This is a genomic window from Pseudomonas sp. PS01298, assembly GCF_029959745.1.
Taxonomy (GTDB): Bacteria; Pseudomonadota; Gammaproteobacteria; order Pseudomonadales; family Pseudomonadaceae; genus Aquipseudomonas; species Aquipseudomonas aylmerensis.
In genome coordinates, this window is sequence record NZ_JASCPP010000036.1 from 42483 (window position 1) to 54432 (window position 11950).

An 11950-nucleotide genomic window follows, 5' to 3' on the forward strand; every position below is an offset into this window, starting at 1 on the left:
CCTGATATCGGGGGCTTTGCCTAGAGCGCGGTAACAATAAAAATCCGGAGGTTTTCATTGACTCCCGCGCACCTTGGCGAACGGCCTGCCACCGCCTTTTTCAAACAGGCAGGCTTACAGGCGGAACTCGTGACCCAGGTACACTTCCTTGACCAGTTCGTTGGCCAGGATAGTGGCGGAGTCGCCTTCGGCGATCAGCTGGCCATCGTTGACGATATACGCGGTTTCGCAGATATCGAGGGTCTCACGGACGTTGTGGTCAGTGATCAACACGCCAATGCCCTTGGCCTTGAGGTGGTGGATGATCTGCTTGATATCACCCACCGAGATCGGGTCGACACCGGCAAACGGTTCGTCCAGCAGGATGAACTTGGGTGCAGTGGCCAGCGCCCGGGCGATTTCCACGCGGCGACGCTCACCACCGGACAGGCTCATGCCGAGGTTGTCGCGGATGTGGTTGATATGGAATTCCTGCAGCAGGCTTTCCAGCTCCTTGCGACGGCCGTCACGGTCGAGTTCTTTGCGGGTCTCGAGGATCGCCATGATGTTGTCGGAAACCGACAGCTTGCGGAAGATCGACGCTTCTTGCGGAAGATAGCCGATGCCCGCGCGGGCGCGGCCGTGCATCGGCTGGTGGCTGACGTCGAGGTCGTCGATCAGGACGCGACCCTGGTCCGCCTGGACCAGGCCGACGATCATGTAGAAGCAGGTGGTCTTGCCGGCGCCGTTGGGGCCGAGCAAGCCGACGATCTGGCCGCTGTCGATCGACAGGCTGACGTCGCGCACGACCTGGCGGCTTTTATAAGCCTTGGCCAGATGCTGGGCTTTCAGGGTTGCCATTAGTTCGCCTTCTTCGCATCGGGTTTAGGCGCAGGCTGGGCAGCGCCGTCTTTCTTCTTCGGCTGGATAACCATGTCGATGCGTGGACGCGGTGCGCTGAGCTTGCTGCCCGTGGCGCGGCCGGCGTTGGCGACCTGCTTCACGGTGTCATAGGTGATCTTTTCACCTTCCGTGGAGTTGCCGTCGGGGCTGAGCACCTTGGCCTGGTCGATCAGCACGATGCGATTCTGCTGGGCGTGATACTGGATGGTCTTGCCATAGCCTTTCATCGGGCCGGTATCGGTCGCGGACTGCTTCTGTTCGAAGTAAGCCAGGTTGCCCACTGACGTCACCACGTCAATGTCGCCGGATTGGGTGCGAGTCAGGGTCACCGTGTTGCCGGTGATCTTCATCGAGCCTTGGATGATGATCACGGCGCCGGTGTAGGTGGCGACGCCTTGCTTGTCATCCAGCTGCGCATCGTCGGCCGAGATGTGGATCGGTTGCTGGCTATCGTTCGGCAGAGCCCAGGCGCTCACGCTTCCCAGTGCTGCGCCCAGACCGAGCAAAATAGGGAGAGTTTTAACGAGCCTCATACTGTCCTCTTACGTTCGATAGCAGGTGTATCCTGCTTTCTTTCAAATACGCTTTCATTCCCTTGCCAGTCGATACACCGCCAGCGCCGTCGATTCTAACGTCTTGCTCGGTCTGCGCATATTGCTTCTGCGGGAATACGGTCATGCGACTGCTGGTAATCACGGTGTCGCGGTTTTTCGCATCGGTGCGTGCAACACGTACCGAGTCGATCAGTTCTACCTGGGTGCCGTCCGGGTTGACCTCGCCACGCTTGCTGGTGACGTGCCATGGAAACTCGGTGCCACGGTAGATGTTCATGTCCGGGTTGGTCAGCAGGGTCACTTCGGTGGCCTTCAAATGCTCGACCTTGTCCGACGTCATCTCGTACTGCACCTTGCCATCGGGCAGGAACTGCACGCTCTTGGCATTGATGGCGTAGTAGTCGATAGCCCCTTCGTCGACCTGCGCAGCAGGCTGGTCGAGAAAGCGCTCCGGGCTGATATTCCAGTAGCCCACCGCCAGGAACAGCGCGGCGATGACCCCGAATAGCAGGAAGTTGCGAATCTTTTTACTCAGCATAAAACGCTCTATAAGTAGGCGGCGTGGGCCGCTTCAAGGCTGCCCTGGGCACGCAGGATCAGCTCGCAGAACTCGCGGGCGGCACCTTCGCCACCACGCGCGGTGGTGATGCCATGGGCGTGCTCGCGGACAAAGGCCGCCGCATTGGCGACGGCCATGCCCAGGCCCACTCGGCGAATGACCGGCAGGTCAGGCAGGTCATCGCCCAGGTAAGCGACCTGCTCATAGCTTAGGTTGAGTTGGCCAAGAAGCTCGTCCAGGACCACCAGTTTATCCTCGCGGCCCTGATACAGGTGAGGAATCCCCAGGTTTTGTGCGCGACGTTCCACAACGGGAGTCTTTCTGCCGCTGATAATCGCGGTTTGCACGCCCGCTGCCATCAGCATCTTGATGCCTTGGCCGTCGAGGGTGTTGAACGTCTTGAATTCGCTGCCGTCTTCGAGGAAGTACAGGCGGCCATCGGTCAGCACGCCGTCAACGTCGAAAATCGCCAGCTTGATGTTTTTGCCGCGTTGCAACAGGTCGCTGGTCATTTACATCACTCCTGCACGCAGCAAGTCGTGCATGTTCAGGGCGCCGATCGGGCGGTCGTCGGCATTGACCACCACCAGTGCGCCAATCTTGTGGTCTTCCATGATCTTCAGGGCTTCGGCGGCCAGCATGTCCGGGCGCGCGGTCTTGCCATGGGGCGTCATCACGGCATCGATGGTCGCTGTATGGATGTCGATAGTGCGGTCCAGGGTGCGGCGCAGGTCGCCGTCGGTGAAGACCCCGGCCAGGCGCCCGTCGGCTTCCAGGATGACCGTCATGCCCAGGCCCTTGCGGGTCATTTCCATCAGCGCGTCCTTCAGCAGAGTGCCGCGCGGGACGTGGGGCAATTCATCGCCCGAATGCATGACGTTTTCCACTTTGAGCAGCAGGCGCCGGCCCAGGGCGCCGCCTGGGTGGGAAAATGCGAAGTCTTCCGCGGTAAAACCACGTGCTTCCAGCAATGCCACGGCGAGCGCATCGCCCATCACCAGGGCAGCGGTGGTGGAGGAGGTCGGCGCCAGGTTCAGCGGGCAGGCTTCATGGGCCACGTGAACATTGAGGTTCACTTCGGCGGCCTTGGCCAGCGTCGACTCCGGATTGCCGGTGATGCTGATCATCTGGATGCCCAGGCGCTTGATCAGCGGCAGCAGGGTCACGATTTCGTTGGTGGTGCCGGAGTTGGACAGTGCCAGGATGATGTCATCCTTGGTGATCATGCCCATGTCGCCGTGGCTGGCTTCGGCCGGGTGCACGAAAAATGCGGTGGTCCCGGTGCTGGCCAGGGTCGCGGCGATCTTGTTGCCGACGTGACCTGATTTGCCCATGCCGACCACGACAACGCGGCCTTTGCTGGCCAGAATCATCTCGCAAGCGCGTACGAAATCCGCGTCGATATGCGCCAGCAAGCCTTCCACGGCTTCAAGCTCTAGGCGGATGGTGCGTTGTGCGGATTGAATAAGGTCGCTGGATTGGCTCATGTCTGAAATCGTATAGCCTGACGAAAAGTCGGCGATTATAACGGTAATGATCGATTCCCTCACGCAAGTTCGTCAGGCTTTATTCACCTGATGCCTGAGATTCCTTCTTCAGTAACACAGCCGGCAACGTTTTTTCGCTGTCCCCAATCTGAACAAGCGCAGTTCCGGCCTTGGGCGCGTTGTACCAGCAGTGATATAGTTCGCCGCCAGTTCGGTCCGCCCAGCCCATGTGGCTATCAATTGCGCAATCGTTGCAAACGTTTGTCGCAAGCGTGGTGTCTGAGTGAGAGGCTGCATCCCAAGGAGTTTAGATGAGTGCCGATAACGCCTACGCGGTCGAGCTGAAGGGACTGACCTTCAAGCGCGGGACGCGCAGCATCTTTGAGAACGTCGATATTCGCATTCCCCGCGGCAAGGTCACGGGCATCATGGGGCCTTCCGGTTGCGGCAAGACCACCCTGTTGCGCCTGATGGGCATGCAATTGCGTCCCAGCGCCGGCGAAGTGTGGGTCAACGGCCAGAATCTGCCGACGCTGTCGCGCAGCGATCTGTTCGATGCGCGCAAGCACATGGGTGTGCTGTTCCAGAGCGGCGCGCTGTTCACCGACCTCGATGTGTTCGAGAACGTGGCCTTTCCGCTGCGGGTGCATACGCAGCTGTCTGACGAAATGATTCGTGACATCGTGTTGCTGAAACTGCAGGCCGTCGGCCTTCGCGGTGCCATCGACCTGATGCCCGACGAACTGTCCGGCGGCATGAAGCGCCGGGTCGCCCTGGCGCGCGCGATTGCCCTCGATCCGCAGATCCTCATGTACGACGAGCCCTTCGTCGGCCAGGACCCGATTGCCATGGGGGTGCTGGTACGCCTGATTCGCCTGCTCAACGACGCCCTCGGCATCACTAGCATCGTGGTGTCCCACGACCTTGCAGAAACCGCGAGCATTGCCGATTACCTCTATGTAGTTGGCGATGGCCAGGTACTGGGCCAGGGCACGCCAGAAGAACTGATGAACGCAGACAATCCGCGCATTCGCCAATTCATGACCGGCGACCCCGATGGCCCGGTGCCTTTTCACTTTCCGGCAGCGGATTACCGCTCAGATCTTCTGGGGAAGCGCTGATGCGCAAGACATCTCTTATCGAAAAGGTCCGCCTTTTCGGTCGCTCCGGCATCGACATTGTCGAAGTCCTGGGCCGCTCGACGATTTTCCTGTTCCACGCCTTGCTCGGTCGCGGCGGCATCGGTGGCGGCTTTGGCCTGCTGGTCAAGCAACTGCATGCCGTGGGCGTCATGTCCCTGGTGATCATCGTGGTCTCCGGTGTGTTCATCGGCATGGTGCTGGCGCTGCAGGGCTTCAATATCCTCTCCAGCTACGGTTCGGAGCAGGCGGTAGGGCAGATGGTTGCCCTGACGTTGCTGCGTGAACTCGGGCCGGTGGTCACCGCGCTGCTGTTCGCGGGGCGTGCGGGTTCGGCGCTGACGGCTGAAATCGGCAACATGAAGTCCACCGAGCAGTTGTCCAGCCTGGAAATGATCGGCGTGGACCCACTCAAGTACATTGTTGCCCCGCGCCTGTGGGCCGGCTTCATTTCCCTGCCATTGCTGGCGATGATCTTCAGCGTGGTGGGTATCTGGGGCGGTTCATGGGTGGCGGTGGACTGGCTGGGCGTCTATGACGGTTCCTACTGGGCCAACATGCAGAACAGCGTGACCTTCAGCGGCGACGTGCTCAACGGCATCATAAAAAGCATCGTCTTCGCCTTTGTAGTGACCTGGATCGCCGTATTCCAAGGCTACGACTGTGAGCCCACTTCAGAAGGGATCAGTCGCGCCACCACCAAGACCGTTGTGTACGCCTCGCTGGCGGTACTGGGCCTTGACTTCATTTTGACCGCCTTGATGTTTGGAGATTTCTGATGCAAAACCGCACTGTGGAAATCGGTGTCGGCCTTTTCTTGCTGGCTGGCATCCTGGCTTTATTGTTGCTGGCCCTGCGAGTCAGTGGTCTTTCGGCGAGCCCCACCGCCGACACTTATAAACTTTACGCGTACTTCGACAATATCGCCGGTTTGACTGTCAGAGCTAAAGTGACCATGGCCGGTGTCACCATCGGCAAGGTCACGGCAATCGATCTGGATCGCGACAGCTTCACCGGTCGAGTGACGATGCAGCTGGACAAGAAGGTAGATAATCTGCCGACCGACTCCACTGCATCTATCCTCACTGCGGGTCTGCTGGGCGAGAAGTACATCGGTGTCAGCGTGGGCGGGGAAACAGCCTTGCTCAAGGATGGCTCGACAATCCACGACACACAGTCGTCGTTGGTACTTGAAGACCTGATCGGTAAATTCCTGCTCAATACGGTCAATAAAGACGCCAAATGAGGAATCTGTACATGATCTCTACCTTGCGACGTGGCCTCCTGGTACTGCTGGCGGCGCTGCCGTTGATGGCTAACGCGGCGGGTTCTGCGCACGATCTGGTGCAGGACACGACCAACAAGATGCTGGCCGACCTGACTGCCCATAAAGAGCAGTACAAGCAGGATCCCAGCAAGTTCTACGACGCGCTCAACACCATCGTCGGCCCGGTCGTCGACGCCGAAGGTATTTCGCGCAGCATCATGACCGTCAAGTATTCGCGCAAGGCGACGCCTGCGCAGATGCAGACGTTCCAGGAAAACTTCAAGAAAGGCCTGTTCCAGTTCTACGGCAATGCACTGCTTGAGTACAACAACCAGGGCATCACCGTTGATCCAGCCAAGGATGAGTCGGGCGATCGCACCAGCGTTGGCATGACCGTCAAGGGCAACAACGGCGCGGTCTATCCTGTGCAGTACACCCTGGAGAAGGTCAACGGCGAGTGGAAACTGCGCAACGTGATCATCAACGGTATCAACATCGGCAAGCTGTTCCGTGACCAGTTCGCTGACGCGATGCAGCGCAATGGCAACGACCTGGACAAAACCATCAATGGTTGGGCCGGTGAAGTCGCCAAGGCCAAGGAAGAGACCGACAAAGCCGCCGGGAAGCCCGCGCAATGACCGAGTCGGCTGTTCGTCTCGGCGACGCTGGCGAGCTGTTCATCAGCGGCGTGCTGGATTACCGCACCGGGCCTGACCTGCGCAAGCAGGGCCAGGCGCTGATCAAGACCAGCACCGCGCCTGCGCTGGTGCTGGATTGTTCGGCGGTGACCAAGTCCAGCAGTGTCGGTTTGTCGTTGCTGCTGTGCTTCATGCGCGATGCAGAGGCGGCCAAAAAGCCGGTCAGCATCCGTGCATTGCCCGAAGACATGCGTGAAATTGCCGAAGTTTCCGGTTTGACCGAACTGTTGGCGCATCCTTAATACACATTATTAAAGAAGCCCCCCGTCAGAGTCCTGCTATGCGGGGTTCGCAGGTGCGGGGCTTTTTTGTATGATGTGCGACCCGTGCGCACTGGGCGCCGATAGAGGTTGAGCATGCAGGCCCTAGAAGTTAAAAGCTTCCTTGAAGGAAAGCTGCCGGAAACGAACGTAGAAGTTGAAGGCGAAGGCTGCAACTTCCAGCTGAACGTGATTAGCGATGAACTGGCGGCATTGAGCCCGGTCAAGCGTCAACAGCAGGTCTATGCCCATTTGAACCCGTGGATCACCGATGGCAGCATCCACGCGGTCACTATGAAATTTTTCAGCCGCGCGGCCTGGGCCGAGCGCACCTGAGCCCCCAAGGCGTCGAGATTCTTATGGATAAATTGATTATTACCGGCGGTGCCCGCCTTGATGGCGAGATCCGCATCTCCGGTGCGAAAAACTCCGCCTTGCCGATCCTGGCAGCGACCCTGCTGTGCGATGGCCCGGTGACCGTGGCCAACCTGCCGCACCTGCATGACATCACCACCATGATCGAGCTGTTCGGTCGCATGGGCATTGAGCCGGTGATCGACGAGAAACTGGCCGTTGAAATCGACCCGCGCACCATCAAGACCCTGATCGCTCCGTACGAACTGGTGAAAACCATGCGTGCGTCGATCCTGGTGCTGGGCCCGATGGTTGCCCGTTTCGGCGAAGCTGAAGTAGCCCTGCCTGGCGGTTGCGCGATTGGCTCGCGTCCGGTTGACCTGCACATCCGTGGCCTCGAGGCCATGGGGGCAACCATCGACGTCGAAGGCGGCTACATCAAGGCCAAGGCGCCGGAAGGCGGCTTGCGCGGTGCCAATTTCTTCTTCGATACCGTCAGCGTGACCGGTACCGAGAACATCATGATGGCGGCTGCCCTGGCCAACGGTCGCAGCGTCCTGCAAAACGCCGCGCGCGAGCCGGAAGTGGTCGACCTGGCCAACTTCCTGATCGCCATGGGTGCCAACATCACCGGCGCCGGCACCGACACCATCACCATCGAAGGCGTCAAGCGCCTGCATTCGGCCACCTACAAGGTGATGCCGGACCGCATCGAGACCGGTACCTACCTGGTTGCCGCTGCCGTCACCGGTGGTCGCGTCAAGGTCAAGGACACTGATCCGACCATCCTTGAAGCCGTGCTGGAAAAACTCAAGGAAGCCGGTGCTGAAATCACTACCGGTGCCGACTGGATCGAGCTGAACATGCATGGCAAGCGGCCAAAAGCCGTGAACGTGCGTACCGCTCCGTACCCGGCGTTCCCGACCGACATGCAGGCGCAGTTCATCTCCCTGAACGCGATTGCCGAAGGTACCGGTGCCGTGATCGAGACCATCTTCGAAAACCGCTTCATGCACGTGTACGAACTGCACCGCATGGGCGCGAAGATCCAGGTCGAAGGCAACACCGCTATCGTTACCGGCACCGAGAAGCTCAAGGGCGCGCCAGTGATGGCGACCGACCTGCGCGCTTCGGCCAGCCTGGTGATCTCGGCGCTGATCGCCGAAGGTGACACGTTGATCGACCGCATCTACCACATCGACCGTGGTTACGAGTGCATCGAAGAAAAGCTGCAGATGCTCGGCGCGAAAATCCGCCGCGTACCGGGCTAGTCCCGGCACTGCAAACACCTTCACTGTGGAGAGGGAGCTTGCTCCCGCTGGACTGCGCGGCAGTCCCATTTCCAGAGCCGCTTCGCGCCCCGGCGCGAGCAAGCGTCCTCGCCACGGGAAGGTCTTTGTTGTTAAATGGTTTGTTTCAAATCGAGGCTGTAATGGCCTCGATCTGTGTCTGGCGCCGTTTGTGACCGGACCGCAATAGCCTGATGAAGGACTGACGTTTCCCATGTTGACCATCGCACTGTCCAAGGGCCGCATCCTTGACGACACTTTGCCGCTTCTGGCTGAAGCGGGCATCGTGCCGACCGAGAATCCGGACAAGAGCCGCAAGCTGATCATCCCCACGACCCAGGACGACGTGCGCCTGTTGATCGTGCGGGCTACCGACGTGCCGACCTACGTGGAACATGGCGCGGCCGACCTGGGTGTCGCCGGCAAAGACGTGCTGATGGAATACGGTGGCCAGGGCCTGTACGAGCCGCTGGACCTGCGCATTGCCCTGTGCAAGCTGATGACTGCCGGCCGTGTCGGTGACGTCGAGCCCAAGGGGCGCCTGCGAGTGGCCACCAAGTTCGTCAACGTCGCCAAGCGTTACTACGCCGAGCAAGGCCGCCAGGTCGATATCATCAAGCTCTACGGCTCGATGGAGCTGGCGCCGCTGATTGGCCTCGCCGACAAGATCATCGACGTGGTCGACACCGGCAACACCCTGCGCGCCAACGGTTTGGAGCCGCAGGATTTCATTGCCGACATCAGCTCTCGCCTGATCGTCAACAAAGCCTCGATGAAAATGCAGCACGCCCGTATCCAGGCGTTGATCGACACCCTGCGCAAGGCAGTGGAGTCTCGACACCGCGGTTGACTCACCCGCGTAGCCGGAAGGCTGCGCCCGTCTATCCGCCTCATAGCCAGAATTCTCAGGTGCCCAAGCGGAAACGACTGCTAGTTTAGGGCGCCTGAGTTTTTGCCAATTCTATTGAGGCCCTCGCTATGACCACGTCCACTGCAATTGCCCGACTCAACGCTGCCGACCCGGATTTCGCCCATCATCTGGATCATCTGCTGAGCTGGGAAAGCGTGTCCGACGATTCGGTCAACCAGCGTGTGCTCGACATCATCAAGGCCGTGCGCGAACGGGGTGACGCGGCGTTGGTGGACTTCACCCGCCAGTTCGACGGCTTGGACGTGAAGTCCATGGCCGACCTGATCCTGCCGCGCGAACGCCTCGAACTGGCCCTGACGCGCATCACTGCGCCGCAGCGCGAAGCCCTGGAAGTCGCCGCAGCGCGGGTGCGCAGCTACCACGAAAAGCAGAAGCAGGATTCCTGGAGCTACACCGAAGCTGACGGTACTGTGCTGGGCCAGAAGGTCACGCCACTGGACCGTGCCGGCCTGTACGTGCCGGGCGGCAAGGCGTCGTACCCGTCGTCGGTGCTGATGAACGCGATCCCGGCCAAAGTGGCGGGCGTGACCGAAGTGGTCATGGTGGTACCGACCCCGCGCGGCGAAATCAACGAGCTGGTGCTGGCTGCGGCCTGCATCGCCGGGGTCGACCGCGTCTTCACCATCGGCGGCGCGCAGGCTGTTGCCGCGCTGGCCTACGGCACCGAGAGCGTGCCGAAAGTCGACAAAGTGGTCGGTCCGGGCAACATCTACGTAGCCACGGCCAAGCGCCACGTGTTTGGCCAGGTCGGTATCGACATGATCGCTGGCCCGTCGGAAATCCTCGTGGTGTGTGATGGCCAGACCGATCCGGACTGGATTGCCATGGACCTGTTCTCCCAGGCCGAGCACGACGAAGACGCCCAGGCGATCCTGGTCAGCCCCGACGCCGAATTCCTCGACAAGGTAGCCGCCAGCATCAATAAATTGCTGCCGACCATGGAGCGCGCCGAGATCATCGAGAAGTCGATCAATGGCCGTGGCGCGCTGATCCTGGTGCGTGACATGGAACAGGCTATCGAGGTGGCCAACCGCATTGCGCCGGAGCACCTGGAGCTGTCGGTTGCCGACCCACAAACCTGGCTGCCATCGATTCGTCATGCCGGTGCGATCTTCATGGGCCGCCACACCAGCGAAGCCCTGGGCGACTACTGCGCGGGCCCCAACCACGTGTTGCCGACCTCGGGCACCGCGCGTTTCTCTTCGCCGCTTGGGGTGTATGACTTCCAGAAGCGTTCGTCGATCATCTTCTGCTCGCCACAAGGCGCTTCCGAGCTGGGCAAGACCGCGTCGGTGCTGGCCCGTGGTGAATCCCTCAGCGCGCATGCCCGCAGCGCCGAATATCGCATCCTTGAAGACAAGCAGGGGAACTGAGACATGAGCAAATTCTGGAGCCCCTTCGTCAAGGACCTGGTGCCTTACGTGCCTGGCGAACAGCCCAAGCTGACCAGGCTGGTCAAGCTCAACACCAACGAAAACCCCTACGGCCCGTCGCCCAAGGCGCTCGCCGCGATGCAAGCCGAGTTGAACGACAACCTGCGCCTGTACCCGGACCCCAACAGCGACCTGCTCAAGCAGGCGGTGGCCAAGTATTACGGGATCGACGCCGGCAAGGTGTTCCTTGGCAACGGTTCCGACGAAGTCCTGGCGCACATTTTCCATGGCCTGTTCCAGCACGATCTGCCGCTGCTGTTCCCGGATATCAGCTACAGCTTCTATCCGGTCTACTGCGGCCTTTATGGCATCAAGTCCGCCCCGGTGCCGCTGGACGAGCAGTTCCAGATCCGCGTGTCGGACTACGCCAGGCCCAACGGCGGGATCATCTTCCCCAACCCGAACGCGCCGACCGGCTGCGTGCTGGCGCTGGACGCGGTGGAGCAGATCCTCAAGGCCAGCCCGGACTCGGTGGTGGTGGTCGATGAAGCCTATATCGACTTCGGCGGTGAAACCGCCATCAGCCTGGTGGACCGCTACCCGAACCTGCTGGTGACGCAGACCCTGTCCAAATCGCGCTCACTCGCCGGTTTGCGCGTGGGCCTGGCCGTGGGCCACCCGGACCTGATCGAAGCGCTGGAGCGGGTCAAGAACAGCTTCAACTCCTATCCGCTGGATCGCCTGGCGATTGTCGGCGCGGCGGCGGCGTTCGAGGACCGTGAGTACTTCGAGGCGACCTGCCGATTGGTTGTCGATAGCCGTAACAAGCTGGTCGCTCAATTGGAGGAGAAGGGTTTTGAGGTGTTGCCGTCAGCGGCCAACTTCATCTTTGCGCGTCACCCACGGCACGACGCGGCGGGTCTTGCCGCCAAGGTGCGTGAGCAGGGCGTGATCGTGCGGCACTTCAAGCAGGAGCGGATTGCCCAGTTCCTGCGGATCAGCATCGGTACGCCGGAGCAGAACCAGGCGCTGATTGATGCGTTGGGCGAGCTCTAAGCCACACTGAGGCTTAAAAAAATGTGGGAGCGGGCTTGCTCGCGAAGGCGTTGTATCAGTCACATAGCTGTCGACTGACACTGCGCTTTCGCGAGCAAGCC

At 60.5% G+C, this 11950-nt stretch carries 15 protein-coding genes; 10 read left to right on the plus strand and 5 right to left on the minus strand.

Features of this window, described 5'->3' with window-relative positions:
* Positions 1 to 114 precede the first annotated feature (114 nt).
* From lptB to QMX97_RS14945, 5 genes are read right to left on the minus strand one after another with little or no spacing between them, the layout of a single operon-like run.
* The gene (gene lptB / locus QMX97_RS14925) at positions 115 to 840 is read right to left on the minus strand and encodes an LPS export ABC transporter ATP-binding protein (RefSeq protein ID WP_016974288.1); all 726 of its coding nucleotides are present in this window, start codon (positions 838 to 840) and stop codon (positions 115 to 117) included.
* On the minus strand, positions 840 to 1415 hold the full coding sequence (gene lptA / locus QMX97_RS14930; RefSeq protein ID WP_282397151.1) for a lipopolysaccharide transport periplasmic protein LptA: 576 nt from the start codon (positions 1413 to 1415) through the stop codon (positions 840 to 842). The genes lptB and lptA overlap by 1 nt, the downstream gene beginning before the upstream one ends.
* Positions 1402 to 1974, minus strand: a complete 573-nt coding sequence (lptC, locus tag QMX97_RS14935; protein ID WP_065900725.1) for an LPS export ABC transporter periplasmic protein LptC — start codon at positions 1972 to 1974, stop codon at positions 1402 to 1404. The genes lptA and lptC overlap by 14 nt, the downstream gene beginning before the upstream one ends.
* A gap of 8 nt (positions 1975 to 1982) precedes the next feature.
* Positions 1983 to 2507 (minus strand): HAD family hydrolase, encoded by a 525-nt coding sequence (locus QMX97_RS14940; protein WP_034118123.1) that lies wholly within the window; start codon positions 2505 to 2507, stop codon positions 1983 to 1985.
* Positions 2508 to 3482, minus strand: a complete 975-nt coding sequence (locus tag QMX97_RS14945; protein ID WP_065900727.1) for a KpsF/GutQ family sugar-phosphate isomerase — start codon at positions 3480 to 3482, stop codon at positions 2508 to 2510.
* 311 nt (positions 3483 to 3793) lie between these two features.
* On the opposite strand from QMX97_RS14945, the gene QMX97_RS14950 reads away from it, so the two are divergent.
* The 10 genes from QMX97_RS14950 (at position 3794) to hisC (ending at position 11849) form a co-directional block, all read left to right on the plus strand.
* Positions 3794 to 4603 carry an ATP-binding cassette domain-containing protein gene (locus QMX97_RS14950; protein WP_065900728.1) on the plus strand — a complete coding sequence of 270 codons (810 nt, stop codon included), beginning with the start codon at positions 3794 to 3796 and terminating at the stop codon, positions 4601 to 4603.
* On the plus strand, positions 4603 to 5400 hold the full coding sequence (gene mlaE, locus QMX97_RS14955; protein ID WP_060754952.1) for a lipid asymmetry maintenance ABC transporter permease subunit MlaE: 798 nt from the start codon (positions 4603 to 4605) through the stop codon (positions 5398 to 5400). Before QMX97_RS14950 ends, mlaE begins: the two co-directional genes overlap by 1 nt.
* On the plus strand, positions 5400 to 5867 hold the full coding sequence (gene mlaD / locus QMX97_RS14960; RefSeq protein ID WP_003171814.1) for an outer membrane lipid asymmetry maintenance protein MlaD: 468 nt from the start codon (positions 5400 to 5402) through the stop codon (positions 5865 to 5867). The genes mlaE and mlaD overlap by 1 nt, the downstream gene beginning before the upstream one ends.
* Positions 5868 to 5878: 11 nt before the next feature.
* On the plus strand, positions 5879 to 6526 hold the full coding sequence (locus tag QMX97_RS14965; protein ID WP_065900730.1) for an ABC transporter substrate-binding protein: 648 nt from the start codon (positions 5879 to 5881) through the stop codon (positions 6524 to 6526).
* A complete protein-coding gene (locus tag QMX97_RS14970; protein ID WP_106805143.1) occupies positions 6523 to 6828 on the plus strand; it encodes an STAS domain-containing protein in 306 nt (101 codons plus the stop codon). The genes QMX97_RS14965 and QMX97_RS14970 overlap by 4 nt, the downstream gene beginning before the upstream one ends.
* A 114-nt stretch (positions 6829 to 6942) precedes the next feature.
* Positions 6943 to 7182 carry a BolA family protein gene (locus QMX97_RS14975; protein WP_017845972.1) on the plus strand — a complete coding sequence of 80 codons (240 nt, stop codon included), beginning with the start codon at positions 6943 to 6945 and terminating at the stop codon, positions 7180 to 7182.
* A gap of 23 nt (positions 7183 to 7205) precedes the next feature.
* Positions 7206 to 8471 (plus strand): UDP-N-acetylglucosamine 1-carboxyvinyltransferase, encoded by a 1266-nt coding sequence (gene murA / locus QMX97_RS14980; protein ID WP_065900737.1) that lies wholly within the window; start codon positions 7206 to 7208, stop codon positions 8469 to 8471.
* A gap of 232 nt (positions 8472 to 8703) precedes the next feature.
* Positions 8704 to 9339 (plus strand): ATP phosphoribosyltransferase, encoded by a 636-nt coding sequence (gene hisG, locus QMX97_RS14985; RefSeq protein ID WP_003188599.1) that lies wholly within the window; start codon positions 8704 to 8706, stop codon positions 9337 to 9339.
* A gap of 128 nt (positions 9340 to 9467) precedes the next feature.
* Positions 9468 to 10793 (plus strand): histidinol dehydrogenase, encoded by a 1326-nt coding sequence (hisD, locus tag QMX97_RS14990; RefSeq protein ID WP_065900740.1) that lies wholly within the window; start codon positions 9468 to 9470, stop codon positions 10791 to 10793.
* A gap of 3 nt (positions 10794 to 10796) precedes the next feature.
* Positions 10797 to 11849 carry a histidinol-phosphate transaminase gene (hisC, locus tag QMX97_RS14995; RefSeq protein WP_282397152.1) on the plus strand — a complete coding sequence of 351 codons (1053 nt, stop codon included), beginning with the start codon at positions 10797 to 10799 and terminating at the stop codon, positions 11847 to 11849.
* Positions 11850 to 11950 lie beyond the last annotated feature (101 nt).